The organism is Vibrio campbellii CAIM 519 = NBRC 15631 = ATCC 25920 (assembly GCF_002163755.1).
Classification (GTDB): Bacteria; Pseudomonadota; Gammaproteobacteria; order Enterobacterales; family Vibrionaceae; genus Vibrio; species Vibrio campbellii.
Genome location: NZ_CP015863.1, coordinates 2,519,254 through 2,536,107 on the forward strand (window position 1 = coordinate 2,519,254; position 16,854 = coordinate 2,536,107).

General features: G+C 46.2%; 19 protein-coding genes. 12 read left to right on the forward strand and 7 right to left on the reverse strand.

Annotation, left to right across the window (positions count from 1 at the left end):
- Nucleotides 1-221: 221 nt before the first annotated feature.
- The 3 genes from map to A8140_RS12105 all read left to right on the forward strand — a co-directional run bounded on the left by map (nucleotide 222) and on the right by A8140_RS12105 (nucleotide 4,361).
- Nucleotides 222-1,100 carry a type I methionyl aminopeptidase gene (gene map, locus A8140_RS12095; RefSeq protein WP_005431715.1) on the forward strand — a complete coding sequence of 293 codons (879 nt, stop codon included), beginning with the start codon at nucleotides 222-224 and terminating at the stop codon, nucleotides 1,098-1,100.
- 100 nt (nucleotides 1,101-1,200) lie between these two features.
- Nucleotides 1,201-3,825, forward strand: coding sequence for a bifunctional uridylyltransferase/uridylyl-removing protein GlnD (gene glnD, locus A8140_RS12100; protein ID WP_005529367.1), 2,625 nt, complete (start codon nucleotides 1,201-1,203; stop codon nucleotides 3,823-3,825).
- A 152-nt stretch (nucleotides 3,826-3,977) separates the two neighbouring features.
- Entirely contained in the window at nucleotides 3,978-4,361 is a 384-nt protein-coding gene (locus tag A8140_RS12105; protein ID WP_005529368.1) for a DUF3461 family protein, read from the forward strand.
- 95 nt (nucleotides 4,362-4,456) lie between these two features.
- Here the strand turns inward: A8140_RS12105 and truC are convergent, their stop codons facing one another.
- Both truC and A8140_RS12115 read right to left on the reverse strand, forming a co-directional pair.
- Nucleotides 4,457-5,224, reverse strand: a complete 768-nt coding sequence (gene truC, locus A8140_RS12110; protein WP_005529369.1) for a tRNA pseudouridine(65) synthase TruC — start codon at nucleotides 5,222-5,224, stop codon at nucleotides 4,457-4,459.
- Between the two features lie 5 nt (nucleotides 5,225-5,229).
- Nucleotides 5,230-5,544: a YqcC family protein gene (locus tag A8140_RS12115; RefSeq protein WP_032999950.1), complete on the reverse strand. Its 315-nt coding sequence runs from the start codon at nucleotides 5,542-5,544 to the stop codon at nucleotides 5,230-5,232.
- Nucleotides 5,545-5,620: 76 nt separating this feature from the next.
- On the opposite strand from A8140_RS12115, the gene A8140_RS12120 reads away from it, so the two are divergent.
- Together A8140_RS12120 and A8140_RS12125 are read left to right on the forward strand one after the other, a co-directional pair.
- A complete protein-coding gene (locus A8140_RS12120; protein ID WP_005529371.1) occupies nucleotides 5,621-6,658 on the forward strand; it encodes a DUF3549 family protein in 1,038 nt (345 codons plus the stop codon).
- A 13-nt stretch (nucleotides 6,659-6,671) separates the two neighbouring features.
- A complete protein-coding gene (locus A8140_RS12125; protein WP_005446190.1) occupies nucleotides 6,672-6,971 on the forward strand; it encodes a DUF3301 domain-containing protein in 300 nt (99 codons plus the stop codon).
- On the opposite strand, the gene A8140_RS12130 is transcribed toward A8140_RS12125, so the two are convergent.
- The gene (locus tag A8140_RS12130; protein WP_005529372.1) at nucleotides 6,931-7,416 is read right to left on the reverse strand and encodes a GNAT family N-acetyltransferase; all 486 of its coding nucleotides are present in this window, start codon (nucleotides 7,414-7,416) and stop codon (nucleotides 6,931-6,933) included. The genes A8140_RS12125 and A8140_RS12130 overlap by 41 nt on opposite strands.
- A 919-nt stretch (nucleotides 7,417-8,335) precedes the next feature.
- Here A8140_RS12130 and A8140_RS12140 point away from each other — a divergent pair.
- Nucleotides 8,336-8,629, forward strand: a complete 294-nt coding sequence (locus tag A8140_RS12140) for a hypothetical protein (protein ID WP_005529373.1) — start codon at nucleotides 8,336-8,338, stop codon at nucleotides 8,627-8,629.
- Nucleotides 8,626-9,069 (forward strand): YaiI/YqxD family protein, encoded by a 444-nt coding sequence (locus tag A8140_RS12145; RefSeq protein ID WP_005436748.1) that lies wholly within the window; start codon nucleotides 8,626-8,628, stop codon nucleotides 9,067-9,069. The genes A8140_RS12140 and A8140_RS12145 overlap by 4 nt, the downstream gene beginning before the upstream one ends.
- 103 nt (nucleotides 9,070-9,172) lie before the next feature.
- Here A8140_RS12145 and A8140_RS12150 read toward each other — a convergent pair whose 3' ends face one another.
- From A8140_RS12150 to A8140_RS12160, 3 genes are all read right to left on the reverse strand, one after another.
- On the reverse strand, nucleotides 9,173-10,759 hold the full coding sequence (locus tag A8140_RS12150) for an AbgT family transporter (RefSeq protein WP_005529374.1): 1,587 nt from the start codon (nucleotides 10,757-10,759) through the stop codon (nucleotides 9,173-9,175).
- 228 nt (nucleotides 10,760-10,987) lie between these two features.
- Complete coding sequence (gene ykgO / locus A8140_RS12155; RefSeq protein ID WP_005529375.1) at nucleotides 10,988-11,113, reverse strand: type B 50S ribosomal protein L36; 126 nt, start codon at nucleotides 11,111-11,113, stop codon at nucleotides 10,988-10,990.
- A 3-nt stretch (nucleotides 11,114-11,116) separates the two neighbouring features.
- Nucleotides 11,117-11,377, reverse strand: coding sequence for a type B 50S ribosomal protein L31 (locus tag A8140_RS12160; RefSeq protein WP_005529376.1), 261 nt, complete (start codon nucleotides 11,375-11,377; stop codon nucleotides 11,117-11,119).
- A 121-nt stretch (nucleotides 11,378-11,498) separates the two neighbouring features.
- Between A8140_RS12160 and tsaA the strand changes: the two genes are divergently transcribed.
- The 5 genes from tsaA (at nucleotide 11,499) to A8140_RS12185 (ending at nucleotide 15,372) form a co-directional block, all read left to right on the forward strand.
- On the forward strand, nucleotides 11,499-12,194 hold the full coding sequence (tsaA, locus tag A8140_RS12165) for a tRNA (N6-threonylcarbamoyladenosine(37)-N6)-methyltransferase TrmO (protein WP_005529377.1): 696 nt from the start codon (nucleotides 11,499-11,501) through the stop codon (nucleotides 12,192-12,194).
- A 111-nt stretch (nucleotides 12,195-12,305) separates the two neighbouring features.
- Entirely contained in the window at nucleotides 12,306-14,021 is a 1,716-nt protein-coding gene (locus tag A8140_RS12170) for a proline--tRNA ligase (RefSeq protein ID WP_005529378.1), read from the forward strand.
- 171 nt (nucleotides 14,022-14,192) lie between these two features.
- The gene (locus A8140_RS12175; RefSeq protein WP_005529379.1) at nucleotides 14,193-14,861 is read left to right on the forward strand and encodes a tellurite resistance TerB family protein; all 669 of its coding nucleotides are present in this window, start codon (nucleotides 14,193-14,195) and stop codon (nucleotides 14,859-14,861) included.
- A 113-nt stretch (nucleotides 14,862-14,974) separates the two neighbouring features.
- Nucleotides 14,975-15,181, forward strand: a complete 207-nt coding sequence (locus A8140_RS12180; RefSeq protein ID WP_005529380.1) for a YaeP family protein — start codon at nucleotides 14,975-14,977, stop codon at nucleotides 15,179-15,181.
- Nucleotides 15,181-15,372, forward strand: a complete 192-nt coding sequence (locus A8140_RS12185; RefSeq protein WP_005529381.1) for a DUF4250 domain-containing protein — start codon at nucleotides 15,181-15,183, stop codon at nucleotides 15,370-15,372. Before A8140_RS12180 ends, A8140_RS12185 begins: the two co-directional genes overlap by 1 nt.
- 93 nt (nucleotides 15,373-15,465) lie before the next feature.
- Here the strand turns inward: A8140_RS12185 and A8140_RS12190 are convergent, their stop codons facing one another.
- On the reverse strand, nucleotides 15,466-16,830 hold the full coding sequence (locus A8140_RS12190) for a sodium-dependent transporter (RefSeq protein ID WP_005529382.1): 1,365 nt from the start codon (nucleotides 16,828-16,830) through the stop codon (nucleotides 15,466-15,468).
- Between the last annotated feature and the right edge of the window lie 24 nt (nucleotides 16,831-16,854).

Here is a 16,854-nt window from a genome sequence, read left to right on the forward strand (position 1 = left end):
GCGCGCTTTATATCATATTTTAGCCCAACATGGCTAGTAAAAATTGTTTCTTACAATTCTAATTTACCTATCACACTCACCCCTACTCTCTCTTAAATTCCATGACTAGACTACAGGTAAGAATGACTCATATTCTTAACTGGCTTGGGTTAACTGCAAGATGTCTGATAGAATGCGCGCATTCGCACGTTTGCGTGCTTACGAATAAATAGAGAAAGCCAATGTCAATCAAGATTAAAACTGCTGAAGAAATCGAACGCATGCGTATTGCGGGCAAGCTAGCCGCAGATACTCTAGAAATGATCGAACCCCATATTAAAGCGGGTGTGACGACAGACGAATTAAACCAAATCTGTCACGATTACGCTCTAGAGCGAGGCGCTTACTCTGCACCGCTTGATTACCATGGATTCCCTAAATCAATCTGTACGTCAATCAACCACATCGTATGTCACGGTATTCCTGCGGCGCAAGACGAAAAAGGTGCAAACGGCCAAATGAAGCCAGCTGTACTTAAAGATGGCGACATCATCAACGTTGATATCACGGTTATCGTTCCTAACGATGAAAACGCAGACCTAAGCGTTCGTCCACAAGGTTACCACGGTGACACTTCTAAGATGTTCCTAGTTGGTGATGTATCACCTGCAAACAAACGTCTGTGCATGGTGGCTCAAGAGTCACTGTACATCGGCATGCGTCAAGTTAAGCCTGGTGCAACGGTTGGTGACATCGGTACCGCTATCGAGAAGTACATCAAAGAAAACAATAAGAACAACCCTCGTAACAAGTTCTCTATTGTGAAAGACTTCTGTGGTCACGGTATCGGCGATGAGTTCCACGAAGAGCCACAAGTGGTTCACTACAAGAACAAAGACCGCCGCGTACTGAAAGAAGGCATGTGCTTTACTATCGAGCCAATGATCAACGCAGGTAAGTTCGGTTGTACTGTTGACGCTCAAGACGATTGGACGGTTTACACTGGCGACGGTAAAAACTCAGCACAGTGGGAACACACTATCGTAGTAACCAAAGAGGGTTGTGAAGTACTAACACTTCGTAGCGACGATACCATTCCACGAATGATGAAAAACGTTTAATCGCCCATCACTTTCCATATCCCCGCCCATGCGGGGATATTTTTTATCTGCAGCAAATTTGTTAGATTGCTAATAGTTTTAGCTTGCACGGATAGCAAATATGACCCTTCAGTCTCCTCTTACGTTTACCGATGAACAGATCAACATCGGCGAACTTAAGCAAGAACTCGAAAAATTCAGTTCATACCAAAAAGAAGAATTTCTTCAACATCACCCAGTGACGAACCTCGTTTTGTCACGTGCTGAGTACATGGATTTACTCCTCAATCGTTTATGGCAACACTTTGGATTCAAAGACATCCACAATATTTCATTAGTTGCCGTAGGTGGTTACGGGCGTGGTGAGTTACACCCTCTGTCTGATATCGACATTTTGATTCTGTCGAATAACAAACTGCCAAACGCGCTAGAAGCCAAAATCAGTGAGTTCATTACCCTGTTGTGGGATTTACGCCTCGAAGTGGGCCACGCTGTGCGTACTGTGGATGAATGTGCAGAAATAGGCCGAGCAGATTTAACCGTTGCAACAAACCTACAAGAAGCGCGTTTGTTGTGTGGCAGTGAAGACACTTTCCAAGCTTTGAAGAAAGTGGTGTTGTCTGACTCTTTCTGGCCAAGCGAAACTTTTTACCGTGCCAAGATTCAGGAGCAGCGTGAACGCCATGCGCGCTACCATGACACCACTTACAACCTCGAACCCGACATCAAGTCCACGCCGGGTGGCTTGCGTGATATTCACACTTTAAGCTGGGTGGCACGTCGTCACTTTGGCGCAACCTCGTTACTAGAAATGAGCCGCTATGGCTTCCTGACCGACGCAGAATACCGAGAGCTGGTCGAGTGTCAGGACTTCTTATGGCGCGTGCGCTTCGCCCTACATATTGAGCTTCGCCGTTATGACAACCGACTGACCTTCGCTCATCAGGCACAAGTCGCGGAGCACCTTGGCTACGTTGGAGAAGGTAACCGAGGCGTCGAGATGATGATGAAGGAGTTCTACCGTACCCTTCGTCGTGTGGCAGAGTTGAATAAGATGCTACTCAAGCTGTTCGATCAAGCGATCATCAATGGTGGCGCTTCCGAAGACGCAGAAATCATCGATGAAGATTTCCAACGTCGTGGCGCACTGATCGAAGCACGCAAACCAGCACTATTCCAAGCACGCCCAGAAACGATTTTAGATATGTTCCTGCATATCGCCAACGATTCAAGCATTGAAGGCGTCAGCCCACCGACTTTGCGTCAGTTACGTACCGCACGTCGTCGATTGAACAAGTTCTTGCACACTATCCCTGAAGCGCGTGAAAAGTTTATGGCGCTGTGTCGTCATCCAAATGCGCTGCATAAAGCGTTCAGTCTAATGCACAAACTTGGTGTACTCGCAGCGTATCTACCGCAATGGAGCCAAATTGTAGGACAGATGCAGTTTGACCTTTTCCATGTGTATACCGTAGATGAGCACAGTATTCGCCTGCTCAAGCACATTAATACCTTTAGCTACGCCGAGAACCACAGCAAACATCCAATTTGCTGCGAAGTTTATCCTCGAATCCAGAAAAAAGAACTACTGATTCTGGCGGCGATTTTTCACGATATAGGTAAAGGTCGCGGCGGTGACCATTCGGTGATTGGCGAAGGCGAAGCGTATGACTTTTGTATCGAACACGGCTTGTCTAAGCCAGAAGCGAAACTGGTTAGCTGGCTGGTAAGGCACCATCTGTTGATGTCTGTGACGGCACAACGTCGTGATATTTACGATCCAGACGTGATTACCGAGTTCGCCAAGCAAGTTCGTGATGAAGAGTACCTTGAATACCTTGTGTGTCTGACGGTAGCCGATATCTGCGCGACCAACCCAGAACTTTGGAACAGTTGGAAACGCACCTTGCTCGCGGAATTGTTCTATTCCACCCAACGCGCGCTGCGCCGTGGCCTAGAAAACCCTGTAGATGTGCGTGAGCGTATTCGTCATAACCAACAAATGGCCTCTGCCCTGCTGCGCAAAGAAGGCTTCTCTGCGCGCGAAATTGAAGTTCTGTGGCAGCGCTTTAAAGCCGATTACTTTTTACGTCACACTCATAAGCAAATCGCTTGGCACTGCGAGAACCTACTGCGCATGGAAGACACGAGCAAACCTCTGGTGCTTATCAGCAAAAAAGCCACGCGTGGTGGTACTGAAGTGTTCGTCTATAGCCCAGACCAACCAGCATTGTTTGCTACCGTTGTAGCGGAGCTTGACCGCCGCAACTTCAACGTACACGACGCGCAGATCATGACAAGCAAAGATGGCTATGTGCTCGATACTTTTATGGTACTGGATCAACACGGTAAAGCGATTGAAGAGGGCCGCCATAGTGCCGTGACTAAGCACATTACTCACGTATTGGAAGACGGTCGTCCGACAAAAATTAAAACGCGTCGTACACCAAATAAGCTCCAGCACTTTAATGTAAAAACCAAAGTTGACTTCCTACCTACTAAGAGCAAAAAGCGTACTTTAATGGAGTTTGTCGCTCTCGATACGCCGGGACTGCTGGCAAAAGTTGGACGTACCTTCGCAGACTTGGGCATTAACCTCCATGCAGCAAAAATCACCACCATAGGTGAGCGTGCAGAAGACTTGTTTATCCTAACCAGTGAAGCAGGCGGCAGGCTAAGTGAAGAGCAGCAAACAGAACTGCGTGAGAAGCTGATAGAGAAATTGTCTGACTCAGTTTCGGCCTAAGTAAAAACATAAGTTTCATCAACAACTAAGATGGGCAAGAGTGATAGCGATCTTGCCCACAAGTTGAGCAATTTGATGAAATATCAGCTATCTAGCTCATAAATGGGCTGCTACAGTTGTATTGACTCCAATTCAATACACAGAGGTAGCCTATGTATCCCCACCTCACTGGTTTGGGCATCCACGATCCAAAACAGATTGAACGTTATTCCCTACGCCAAGAAGCACATAAAGACGTCCTAAAGATCTATTTCCACAAGCAGAAAGGCGAATTTTTCGCTAAGAGTGTGAAGTTCAAATACCCTCGCCAAGTCAAAAGCGTGCTGGTAGACGGCGGCAGTCACAAATACAAAGAAGTCACCGAGATCAACCGCAACCTCACTCTGGTTATCGATGAACTGAATAAGATCACCAAGCCAGCGAAAACGACTGAAGTGGATGTGAAAGAGAAAATTCTCTCTGATCTTCGCCATCTGGAAAAAGTCGTTTCTAGCAAGATCGCAGAGATCGAGGCGGATCTGGAAAAACTAAAATAGTCAGTTTCGTTCCTCAATAATTAAAAAAGGGGTTGGTATACATACCACCCCCTTTCTCGTCTTATCTTTCGCCGGCACAGCTCAATCTAAGCGCATTATTTTACCAACGATTCATCCCACTCAAATCGAGTGAACAACTGCTGCCAAGTCTCATCGATATTGGCTTTCATCACGATTTCTTCATCGGTAAACGGATGCACAAAACGCAACTCTGATGCATGCAGCAACAGTCGATGAGAGTCGAATTCGGTACGGTACAACTTGTTGTGCTTACCATCACCATGTGTTGTATCACCAACAATAGGATGACGCAGGTGAGCCATGTGACGACGCAGCTGGTGCTTACGTCCTGTCTTCGGCTTCATTTTCATCAAACAGTAGCGCGTGGTTGGGAACTTACCTGTTGAATAAGGTACTTCCACTTTTGCTAGCGGTTTGTATGCCGTTACTGCTTCTTGTGCTTCTTTCTCTTGCGAAGCAAACTTATCAGCAATCTTATCGAGTTCAACTTTCAGAGCGTAATCTAGCACACCCTCTTCTTCGATCCAGCCACGAACGATCGCGTGATAGGTTTTCTCCATCTTATGCTCTGCAAACATTGGCATGACTTGCGATGCCACTTCACTGGACAGAGCAAACACAAGCACACCAGAAGTAGGGCGATCTAAACGGTGCAATGGGAAAACATGCTGACCAATTTGATCGCGTAGCGTTTGCATCACAAATTGAGTCTCATGCTTATCCAACCAACTGCGATGGACTAACATACCTGCAGGTTTGTTCACCGCAACAAAGTACTCGTCCTGATAAACGATCTCTAATACAACGGGGTCAACAGATAGTGATGTTTCTTGTTCTGACATTGAGGTTACTTACATAGTTCGTCGATGGTTCGGATAGTCTCAAGCAATTCGCCATATTGCAGCTTTTGCTTCCACGCTTCTGCGAAATACGGCTCAATAGAAAAGCCACGTGGCAAAGGTTGGTTACTTTCCACTAACGCACGCATACGTGCAATAAAAATCCACTGTAACCACTCATGAGGATGCAGCGTATCAATCGCGAAAGGTTCCGTGCTCTGAAGCGCTTCTGCAGAGGGCATGGTTTGTTGCCACAGCTCATGGTGCTGCAATTGCGCTTCAAGTTGTTGAAGTAAGTCGACCAATTGGATGTTTGTTGCCATTAATTCCATCTCGAACCTTGAATTAGCCGAGAATGATACCATTTCTTGTGAAAAGAACATTAGGATGTCGTATTTAATGGAAAACATTCAAACCCTCACTCAGCTGTTAAACAACAGTCAGTGTGAGTATCAAATCTTCGACCTTGGTCGTCGTATCAAGACCATCGAGCCACAAGTCTTTGCGGATGTGGAAAAAGGTCAATGCCCTTACCCATTCCCAATGCAACGCAAAGCGCATTTGGCTATTGCCTACTGGAATGAGCAAAAGCAGCCTTGGATTTGGTTCTTGAAGTTCGAGTTGGATGAACGTGGCCTGCTCAAGCAAGCGGATATTGGTAACTTCATTAAATACGTCGTAGAAGCCATGGGTACTCGTTTAAGCGAGGAAATGTCGGAAGAGCAACAACAAAAGCTTTCTAACAACCCATACACTTTCAAACCTGCGGAAGAAAAAATGGCCGTCTTCCACAGCCAAGTTCGCGCTAACCTGGACTTACCCACCAGCCAATATTACGAGCACACCCAGCATTACTTTACCGGTGGTTTAGGTTGGGAAAACTGGCAAACTGTAGGCCTACAAGGCATCACAGATATGGCTGCTCGCCTAGGCAAAGAACAAAATGCCGTCACCTTACGTAAAGCCCTGAATCATTTACCTAATGAACCGCTTTACGCTCTACTTGGTGCGCTTGAACATGTTGATCTGCAAGAACGTTTAGCAGAGCGCATTGCCGAGAAAGCGCAGCAAGAAATCGAAAGTAACGAGCCAGACCTGTTCTTACTTTCTGCTCTGATTCGAGCTCAGGCGGGCGCACCAATCGAGGTATCACAGCCCATCTTGAAAACGATTTTGCAAAGCCCGCGCTTGAGCCACCAAGAAGTGTTGATCGGTATTGCTGGCCGTACATGGCACTTATTAGCCGACGCAGATATCGCTGAACAATTTTTACTGCGCCTCGCACAAACGGGGAACCAAGCCCTATTTAATCAGTTGTTTGCCGATTTAGTTATGCTACCAGAGCTAAGAATGGTATTGCTGCCTTTGTTGCACTCTAGCCCATCGGAAGAGCTAGCGACGGCATTGGTAAAACTGCAGCAAGCAACAAAAGGATAATAAAGGATTAGGGATGATCGGTGACCTATTAGCCATTTTAGGATTGTGCTTCTTCTGTTTTTTGTTTTGGCAGCAACGACGTCAATCAGAGTTGGCAAAAGCGGCCATTACACGTAAATGTGAGCAGTTAGATCTGCAATTGGTGAGCATTGCATTTGGTGCGCATAAATTGAAAACGCCAGACGGGATCTGGCGTTGGCATACAGTGTATCAATTTGAGTTTTCATCCCTTGGTGATGATTGCTACCAAGGTGAGTTAACGATGATCGGGTTTAGGCCGCTGAACTTTCACCTACCGCCACATCGCTTGTGAATTCCATTTCAAAGCAAGGGCCGTAAAGGTCCTTGCTTTCTCTTTTCTTCGTAAATCCCAATTTTTCCAGTACTGCCATGGATGCTTCGTGGTGGCTATTCACACTTGCTTTGACTTTGTGCAGCCCAAGCTCACGGCACGCTTTCGGGAAAAACGCCTTTAGCGCTTCTGTCGCTAAGCCTTTGCCCCAATAAGCCTTATCAAAGATAAAACCTAGCTCTGGTTCATGATCTAGGTTTGAAATGAACACGTGTCCCATGTAATCACGGCTTGTACTCTCAAGCACCGCCATACTGTGGACATTCTCATCATCCAAGATCTTCTCAAACAACTGTTTGGCAGAAGATACGGTATGAGGTCCATTCATCTCTGCGCGGTTTTTAGCGCAGCAATTTAACATCACGAACTCTAGTTGCAACGACTCACTGTAGGGTAGAAGAAGCATTCTTCTGGTTACTATGGTCACATCTGTTCCTTGATTACAGCAAACTTAATTTATCCACATAGCAAAATTCAATAACGATAGTTTTGTTACGCTATGACATTGTTATGCGGCATATAACGCCTTTTGAGAAGCCGAAAGTTAAACCAACTGATTGGAAAGGATATTGATCTGGATTGTTTTTTATTCAGTGTTATGAGGAATTTATAAACTTTGTGATACTGACACTTTTAATTATTGTAAGTTGTGCAAGTACAAAATAAGAAAGACCCCGTTACTAGCGTATCGGGGTCATAGTCTTACTCGCAGCAGTCCGGCTACTAATTAGTGCTCCATGCATCATCCATAATAGTGGCTGATTCCGTCAGCTTAGTCCTTACGTCGCCGTCCTAGCGGTGTCCTTATCATCCTGATAGCTAACATTCCTCGTTAGCGCGCTTCACTTGTTCCTTGAGCGGTGTCCTTTGCATCGTCCTGATGCTGTCCTTACCTCAATCCTATGAGGGGTCCATTGTCTTTCCTTAGTCATCAACATCCTATTGATGATTGTGTCCTTACAATGTCCTACGCTCCTTGCTTGATCACTCATCCTGAACAATCAAATCGTCGTCCTGACGATGACCAAATCCTTGGTGCTTTCCTGTTCCATGTCTGCTTCCTGCCGACAAGGTTTAATTTACGCTTTTCCCTTTAAATCACAATCTACCCTAGGAAATCTTTTGCTGAAAAACTTAGTTAACAGCATGTTAAAATGATATTTTTCATAGGCTTAAAGATAAAAATTTCTGTTTGGCTGATGACGAAATCGTTTTCTCTCACAACCCGTGTGAGAGATCTCGCACAAGGCACTGCCGAAATTGCTATTCGCTAAAATGTGTAGCGCAAAGTATGATGATATAAGTCATTTTAGTAGGGACAAATTATGTTAACTCAAGACGTCACTAAAGAGCTGGAAGCCGTGATGGAAAAGTTGCAACAGCAAGGTAAAGAGCCGACCGTTGCTCTCGTTAAAGCTCGAATGAAAACACCTGTACCGATGCCAGCATTAATCGCAACCATCAAAAGTTGGAAGAGCGCCAACCGCATTCCTAAAGTCGAGGTTGCGGTTCAAACGCCGAAAGAAGAAGATCGTATTGTTGCGCTGGAGAATACGGTGGCGAAGTTGGTTGCTCGTGTAGAAGAACTAGAAACAAAGCTGAGTGAGAAAACATCATGAAACTGTGGGTAGATGCGGATGCTTGTCCGAAAGTAATCAGAGAGACGATTGTACGTGCTGCTGAGCGAACTGGCGTTGAATGCACATTTGTAGCGAACCATGTGGTCCCTGTCCCCAAGCGTGCCAATATTCACTCTCTGCAAGTACCCGCTGGCTTTGATATTGCCGATAACGAAATCGTCCGTCGCGTGGAAGCAAATGACTTAGTGATCACGTCTGATATTCCCTTGGCAGACGAAGTGATCAGCAAAGGTGCTCAAGCACTAAGCTCACGAGGCGAGTTATATACCAAAGACACCATCAAAGCGCGCTTAAACATTCGTGATTTCATGGATACCATGCGCTCAAGTGGCATTCAGACTGGCGGCCCTGCGGCTCTGTCTCAAACAGAACGTCGCGAGTTCGCAAATCATCTCGATAGAATCCTTGCTAAGCGTTGATGCCCCTCCTTCCTCTCTCACATCAGCGGATTAATAGGCTATACCATAAAACAAAAAGCCTGCGATAGACGCAGGCTTTGATTGAGCTGAGTGAGGTTACCAATTAAGGCGTGTAGTACGTTGCCGCACCAGGACCTACTGGTAAACCAAATACGAATACCCATAGGTAGAACAGTACGCTCCAGCCAACAATGAAAACGATTGAGTAAGGCAGCATGGTCGCGATCAGTGTACCGATACCTAGATTCTTCATGTAGCGTGTTGCTACTGCAAGAATAAGACCGAAGTAGCTCATCATCGGAGTGATGATGTTCGTCGTTGAGTCACCGATACGGTAAGCCGCCTGAATCGTTTCTGGCGCGTAGCCAACAAGCATTAGCATAGGAACGAAGATTGGTGCTGTCACAGCCCATTGCGCCGATGCCGAGCCAATCATCAAGTTGATGAAGCCACACATTAGGATGAAGGCGAAGAACAGCATTGGACCAGTTAGACCGATTTCTTGCAGGAAGCTTGCACCCGCTACCGCGAATACTTGACCAAAGTTTGTCCACTTGAAGAAGGCAACAAATTGAGCCGCGAAGAATACCAAAACAATGTACATGCCCATTGAAGACATTGAATTTGACATTGCATCAATCACATCGCGATCATTTTTCATGGTGCCAACAACGCGACCGTAAACAAAGCCCGGTACTGCGAAGAAAACAAAGATGAACGCAACAATACTCTTCAGGAAGGGAGAGCCTGCAACTGTGCCAGCATCAGAGCGCAGAACACCGTCAGCTGGAACGATAGTCCAAGCAAGTAGTGCAGAAACCGCCAGTACCGCAATACCTGCTAGTTTTAGACCTTTCTTCTCTACGTCAGTCAAACCACCCATCTTATCTTGAGATAGGTCTTCGGCCGCTTCTTCATCATTGTATTTGCCAAGTTTTGGCTCAACGATCTTCTCAGTAACAAATGCACCAGTAATCGCGATGAAGAAAGTAGAAACAAACATGAAGTACCAGTTTACTTCTGGGCCTACTGTGTAAGTTGGGTCAATCATCTGTGCAGCTGTTTCAGTGATACCTGAAAGCAGTGGGTCAACCGTACCAATCAGTAGGTTTGCAGAGTAACCACCAGATACACCAGCAAACGCTGCTGCTAGACCAGCAAGTGGGTGACGACCTAGAGAGTGGAACAGCATTGCCGCCAGTGGGATCAACACCACATAGCCAAGCTCAGAAGCCGTATTTGAAATGATACCAGCGAAAACTACCGTTACCGTAACCATGCGCTGAGAAGCGCCCATTACTAGGCCACGCATTGCAGCAGAAAGTAGTCCAGAATGTTCTGCAATGGCAACACCAAGCATCGCAACCAGTACAGTACCTAACGGTGCGAAGCCTACGAAGTTTTTCACTAGGTTAGTAACAATCAGTTGTAAGCCTTCAGCGTTTAACAGGCTAACGACTTGAATCATGCCGTCGGCAGCGCGACCAGGTGCGCCTTCAGGGCGAGGGTCAACAACGGAAACTTCGAAGTAACCTGCAATACCGGACATGACTAGGATTGCAAGACAGAAAATAGCGAAAAGTGTGATTGGATGGGGTAATAGGTTCCCCAAATATTCAACTGTATCTAAGAAGCGCGTGAACATTGGCTTCTTTGGTGAGTTTTGTTTCATTGAAGCAGATGAACTCATCTGTTCCCTCCTTGTATGTATTCCTGCGCACAAGTAACACAAATGTCACTAAGCATGCGCAGGGTACTCGACACAAGGGTTAAGTAAAAGTTCAAAACGTTACAGAATGTAAACAAAAGCCGAACTTATGACCTATTTTTAACAAATAAGCAGTTACATCAACCACATAAAAATTATAGAACAGAGTTATAGATAACCACGCCTCATAAATTATTCCGATATTTAAGGTTATTTCTGAACAGCCTTAAAACGCGGGTTTGTCTTGCAGATAACGTACAAACGCCCTCTTCGCTTAACGATTTGGCAATCTGGGTGACGGCCTTTTGCGCTCTTCAATGATTTAACCACTTTCATACCTTAATCCTTATCTTTGTCAAATTGCCCAAAACGGCGATTAAAGTTCGCGATACGGCCTTCTGCTTGAACCACACGTTGCTTACCTGTGTAGAACGGATGGGACTCAGACGAAACGTCTAACGTGAAGTACGGGTAAGTTTTTCCGTCTTTCCACTCGATAGTGCGATCAGTTTGCAGCGTTGAGCCAACCACAAAATATTCATCTACGCTGGTGTCGTGAAATACCACAGGTCGGTATTCGGGGTGGATACCTGGCTTCATAAAATTTCCCTCTTGATTTAATGTTATGTTATAACATTTTAATTAATAATCATTCTCAAAAAGAAAAGCAAGCGAAATTTGTGATACTTTCATTCTCAAACCTTTCATCAAGACACAAACCATGTATTCCATAGAGCCAATTGGCATTATTGAAAGCCCGTATAAAGAGAAGTTCGCTGTTCCTCGCCAGCCACGTTTAGTGCCCGCAGCGCGATCTCGCGTTAAACTTCAGGGCGCAGCAAATAGTCCTGAAGCCGTGCGCGGATTGGAGCAGTTTTCTCATGTGTGGTTACTGTTTTTGTTTGATCAGAACTTAGAAGCGGGATGGAAGCCAACTGTGCGCCCACCCCGCCTGGGCGGCAACGAACGTGTTGGCGTATTTGCTTCACGTTCTACCTTCAGACCCAACGGTATCGGCATGTCCGCAGTAGAGGTCAAAGGCATCAGCAAGAAAGGCGATCAGATCTATTTGGAGCTGGGTAACGTAGACTTGGTCGATGGCACGCCGATTGTCGATATCAAACCATATATCCCCTACTCGGATTCGATTGTAGAAGCGCAAGGTGGTTATGCCGAAGACGAGCCTGAAACTTCGCAGGTAGACTTCTCTGATATTGCACTGGCAACACTCAAAAAGCGTAGCGATACTGAGTATGTCAAAGCGGTAATCGAACAAGTTCTGGCGCAAGATCCCCGTCCGGCTTACAAGAAAAACAAGCCTGATAGTAAGGAATATGCGGTAAATTTGTTCGATCTGAACGTCAAGTTCACAGTAAGCGATAACTTAATAACAGTTACTGCGATTGAAAGCTTTTGACAAAGGCATTTGGCTGATATTATAAGCGGCTAACAATTTTCCCTTCGTGGGACCTCCAAACTCTTGTCCATTCCGGCTTGAGTATCTAACTTTAATAAACGGATAAATTTAATGCGTACCAGTAATTATCTTCTTTCTACTCTGAAGGAGACTCCAAACGACGCAGAAGTAGTGAGCCACAAGCTCATGCTACGCGCGGGTATGATCCGTAAGCTGGCTTCAGGTCTATACACCTGGCTGCCTACTGGTCTACGTGTGCTGCGTAAAGTCGAAAACATCGTTCGTCAAGAAATCGACAATGCAGGTGCAGTCGAAACTTTGATGCCCGTTGTTCAGCCGTTTGAACTATGGGAAGAGACAGGTCGTTCTGAGAAGATGGGTCCTGAGCTACTTCGCTTTACTGACCGTCATACTCGTCCGTTTGTTCTTAGCCCTACAGCTGAAGAAGTGATCACTAGCCTTGTGCGTAACGAAGTGAGCTCTTACAAACATCTTCCGCTAAACCTGTACCAAATCCAGACTAAATTCCGTGATGAGCGTCGCCCACGTTTCGGTGTAATGCGTGCACGTGAATTCTGCATGATGGATGCATACAGCTTCGACATCGACAAAGAAGGTCTAGAGAAATCTTACCAAGCGATGCACGATGCTTACTGTAAAGCATTCGATCGCATGGGTCTTGAGTACCGCCCAGTACTTGCTGACTCTGGCGCTATCGGTGGTAGCGGCTCTCAAGAGTTCCACGTACTTGCTGAAAGCGGCGAAGACCTAATCGCATTCTCTACTGAGTCTGATTACGCAGCGAACATCGAAAAAGCAGAAGCAGCAGCGCCTGCAGGTGAGCGTGCTGAGCCAACTCAAGAGATGACGCTGGTTGATACGCCAAACGCGAAAACAATCGCTGAGCTTGTTGAACAGTTCGACATGCCTATCGAGAAGACAGTTAAGACGCTTTTCGTTAAAGCATCTGATGAAATAGAAGCAGATATCATCGCGCTTATCATCCGTGGCGACCACGAACTGAACGAAGTAAAAGCGGAAAACCTTCCTCAAGTTGCGGCTCCTCTAGAGATGGCTACAGAAGAAGAAATTCGTGCACTGATTGGTGCAGGTCCTGGCTCTATAGGCCCAGTAAACCTTGAACTGCCATTCATTGTTGACCGCACAGTAGCTGTAATGAGCGACTTCGGCGCAGGCGCTAACATTGATGACAAACACTACTTCGGTATCAACTGGTGCCGTGACGTTGAGCTAGGCCAAGTTGAAGATCTACGTAACGTAGTAGAAGGCGATCCAAGCCCATGTGGTCAAGGTACGCTGATGCTTAAACGTGGTATCGAAGTGGGTCACATCTTCCAGCTAGGTAAAGCATACTCAGAAGCGATGAACTGTGGTGTTCTTGGTCCTGACGGTAAAAACGTAATCCTAGAAATGGGTTGTTACGGTATCGGTGTTTCACGTGTTGTTGCTTCTGCAATCGAGCAGAACCACGACAAATACGGCATCATCTGGCCAGACGCACTAGCGCCTTTCCAAGTGGCTATCGTTCCTATGAACATGCACAAGTCTGAAGAAGTGAAAGAAGCGGCTGAGAAGCTGTACGCTGAACTGACGGCTATGGGTATCGAAGTACTATTCGATGACCGTAAAGAGCGTCCAGGCGTAATGTTCTCTGATATGGAACTTATCGGTATTCCTCACACTATCGTGATCGGTGATCGTTCAATGAAAGAAGGTAACTTCGAGTACAAGAACCGCCGCTCTGGTGAGAAGACAGCCGTTGCGATGGCAGACATCGTTGAGCACGTTAAAGCTCAGCTACAATAAGCTGCACTAAGCACACTGTGCTGAATATAGCGATGAAAAGGGTTGGCTTCGGTCAGCCCTTTTTTACGTCTGCTTTTCTAAGTGTGTAGACCCTCTCTAATATTTGCGTTGTTAATCTTTGGTTCAGATTCATCACCTTACACTGGATTTAATCTAGTAAGGAGGTCACTCATGGATCTAAAAAGTCTTCTTAACCAAGCTCTCAAATCAGACCTGATCAAGCAAGGTGCCGATGCGCTTGGTAAACAATCGAGCAATATCAAATCTTCATCTAACTCTAGCCAACTAAAAACCCTTGGCGCAGGTGCGATCGGCGGCGGCCTTATCGGCATGCTGATGGGCTCGAAGAAAAGTAAAAAGATGGCGAAGAAGATGGGCTCTGGCGCACTTAAAGTCGGTGGCGCAGCGGCACTAGGTGCTCTGGCTTACAAAGTCTACAACGATTGGCAATCAAAACAGGATGCACAAGGCGTCAACGAAACCTTCGATCCTGATGACAACAAACATGCAAAGCTGATTCTTAAAGCCATGATTGGTGCAGCGAAAGCCGATGGCCATGTCGATGAAGAAGAAATGGCTCGCATCGAACAAGCACTGACAGAAATGGGCGCAGATGATCATGTAAGACAGTTGGTTCATCAAGAGCTGCATAAACCTCTCGATCCAGCAGAAATAGCCCGCTTAGCAACGTCGCCACAACAAGCATCAGAAATTTATCTGGCGTCACTGATTGTGGCCGATGAGCAAAACTTTATGGAGAAAGCGTATTTGCAGGAGCTTGCAAAGCAGCTCAATCTTTCTCCAGAAGTCACACATCAATTGGAAGCCCAATTGCAGTGATGAATGTTTGCTCAAGTTGCTCGTTAACTTGAGTCAAAACAATTCTCTGCTTTGAGTTTCAAAACGGCTGTGTGTATATTTGAGAGCAGTTATCATTTCTTAAGGATTTAGCCATGCAAGTATACGGCTGTTGTGAATTAGTTCGTGAGCTTTACGCTCAAATCGGTAGTGGCGATCAAGCTTACGTGCCTCAAGCAATCTCGTGTGCCGTAAGAGCACTGAATGACGTTGCGGCAGACGAGTCTCTACCAAAAGACGTTCGTGAAAAAGCGGCATTTGCTGCGGCAAACCTACTGATCTCTGATTTCGAGGATAAGTAATGAATTTAGCGAACTTCGAATCCATGGATCCAATCATGCTGATGAGCATCGTCAACATGAAGCTACGTGACGACTTCGGTGGTGATCTGGATAAGCTGGTTACATTCTTTGATATCGACCGCGCAGCACTTGAAGCAAAACTGGCAACGGCGGGTTTTGACTTTCTGCCTGACGCAGGTCAGTTCCGTTAACAGCCCATCGCGACGGACAACGTAAACAACGAACAGAAAAAAGGGCTTGATGCATTCATCAAGCCCTTTTCTTTTGTACTTTGCGTAAGCCGATTAGCCGAACGAAGCCCAAATAACGGTCGCTACCAGAATCGGACAAACAAACTTCACGTATGCTGGCCACAACTTACCGAACCAACCTTGAGTAAACTCAGGACAACCTTGCTCAAGCTCTTTGATTTTTGAGTGACGATTCCATACCCAGCCGCCAAATAGACAGAACAATAGCGCCGCCATAGGTTGTAGATATTGCGTTGCGATAGTCGCAACCATGCCAAACAGTGCGCCGAAGTTAAATACGATAACCACACTGAACAGAGCAATCAGGCCACCCAATACCCAGCTTGTCGTGCTGCGTTTAGTATTGAATCGCTCACTTACTAGAGCAACCGGACATTCAAGCATCGAGATAGAAGACGTCAATGCTGCAATCATCAGTAGTAAGAAGAAAACAATTGAGAACAGTTGGCCAAGCAAACCTAAGCTATCAAACATCAGCGGTAGAACTGTAAATACCAGTGTATCTGAACTTAATAGGGAACCATCTTCTGCATAGATTTGAACGCCTTTTTGCATCGCAACGAACATTGCCGGCATCACTACTAGGCCTGCAATAAAGGCAACGGCGGTATCGACCATAGTCACGTTCATCGCCATCTTCGGTAGGTTCTCTTTCTTACTTAGGTAAGAGCCATAGATAAGCATCGAACAGCCACCGATGGTCAGTGAGAAGAAGCCTTGACCCATTGCGGCAAGGATAAGTTTGCGATCCCATACTTTCTCGAAATCAGGCACTAAGTAGTGCTTCAAACCTTCCATCGCACCGTTTTGCGTCATGATGTAGATGAACAGCAAACCGAACAGAACAAACAGTGCTGGCATTAGGCGTGTAGACCATTTCTCAATGCCCTGCTTCACGCCGCCCTGTACGATCAAAATGGTTAATACATAAAATGTAATCGTACCAAACAAGTTGCGTTCAACGCTGAAGCCTTTCAACCATTGTGTAGCCGCTTCCATGCCCATGATGTCGGTAACCGCGCCCAACATAAAGCAGATCAACCAGCCGCCTACAATCGAGTAAAACGCCAAAACCGCACTTGGTACACTCAGGCCAATCCAACCAACTAGGCCGCCAAGCTTTTTGCCCACAGGGTTGTCTGTTAGAGAACGCATACTGTCTACTGGGTTGGCTTGACCATGACGACCGATCGCCATTTCTACCACCAGCATTGGGAATGCAACGATAAGAATCATCACCAAGTACACCAACAAGAAGGCACCGCCGCCGTTGCTTGCTGCTTGGGTAGGAAAGCCCCAAATGTTACCTAGACCCACTGCAGCACCTGCTGCCGCTAAGATGAATCCAAGGCGTGAGCCAAAATGCTCACGAGGCTGAGAAGAAGTTTGTTGTGTCATACCACTCACACAAAATACCAATGA

Excerpts from the sequence above, each read along its gene's own strand:
- map (WP_005431715.1), top strand. The coding sequence starts at position 222 with ATGTCAATCAAGATTAAAACTGCTGAAGAAATCGAACGCATGCGTATT.
- glnD (WP_005529367.1), top strand. The coding sequence starts at position 1,201 with ATGACCCTTCAGTCTCCTCTTACGTTTACCGATGAACAGATCAACATC.
- A8140_RS12105 (WP_005529368.1), top strand. The coding sequence starts at position 3,978 with ATGTATCCCCACCTCACTGGTTTGGGCATCCACGATCCAAAACAGATT.
- truC (WP_005529369.1), bottom strand. The coding sequence starts at position 5,224 with ATGTCAGAACAAGAAACATCACTATCTGTTGACCCCGTTGTATTAGAG.
- A8140_RS12115 (WP_032999950.1), bottom strand. The coding sequence starts at position 5,544 with ATGGCAACAAACATCCAATTGGTCGACTTACTTCAACAACTTGAAGCG.
- A8140_RS12120 (WP_005529371.1), top strand. The coding sequence starts at position 5,621 with ATGGAAAACATTCAAACCCTCACTCAGCTGTTAAACAACAGTCAGTGT.
- A8140_RS12125 (WP_005446190.1), top strand. The coding sequence starts at position 6,672 with ATGATCGGTGACCTATTAGCCATTTTAGGATTGTGCTTCTTCTGTTTT.
- A8140_RS12130 (WP_005529372.1), bottom strand. The coding sequence starts at position 7,416 with ATGCTTCTTCTACCCTACAGTGAGTCGTTGCAACTAGAGTTCGTGATG.
- A8140_RS12140 (WP_005529373.1), top strand. The coding sequence starts at position 8,336 with ATGTTAACTCAAGACGTCACTAAAGAGCTGGAAGCCGTGATGGAAAAG.
- A8140_RS12145 (WP_005436748.1), top strand. The coding sequence starts at position 8,626 with ATGAAACTGTGGGTAGATGCGGATGCTTGTCCGAAAGTAATCAGAGAG.
- A8140_RS12150 (WP_005529374.1), bottom strand. The coding sequence starts at position 10,759 with ATGAGTTCATCTGCTTCAATGAAACAAAACTCACCAAAGAAGCCAATG.
- ykgO (WP_005529375.1), bottom strand. The coding sequence starts at position 11,113 with ATGAAAGTGGTTAAATCATTGAAGAGCGCAAAAGGCCGTCACCCAGAT.
- A8140_RS12160 (WP_005529376.1), bottom strand. The coding sequence starts at position 11,377 with ATGAAGCCAGGTATCCACCCCGAATACCGACCTGTGGTATTTCACGAC.
- tsaA (WP_005529377.1), top strand. The coding sequence starts at position 11,499 with ATGTATTCCATAGAGCCAATTGGCATTATTGAAAGCCCGTATAAAGAG.
- A8140_RS12170 (WP_005529378.1), top strand. The coding sequence starts at position 12,306 with ATGCGTACCAGTAATTATCTTCTTTCTACTCTGAAGGAGACTCCAAAC.
- A8140_RS12175 (WP_005529379.1), top strand. The coding sequence starts at position 14,193 with ATGGATCTAAAAAGTCTTCTTAACCAAGCTCTCAAATCAGACCTGATC.
- A8140_RS12180 (WP_005529380.1), top strand. The coding sequence starts at position 14,975 with ATGCAAGTATACGGCTGTTGTGAATTAGTTCGTGAGCTTTACGCTCAA.
- A8140_RS12185 (WP_005529381.1), top strand. The coding sequence starts at position 15,181 with ATGAATTTAGCGAACTTCGAATCCATGGATCCAATCATGCTGATGAGC.
- A8140_RS12190 (WP_005529382.1), bottom strand. The coding sequence starts at position 16,830 with ATGACACAACAAACTTCTTCTCAGCCTCGTGAGCATTTTGGCTCACGC.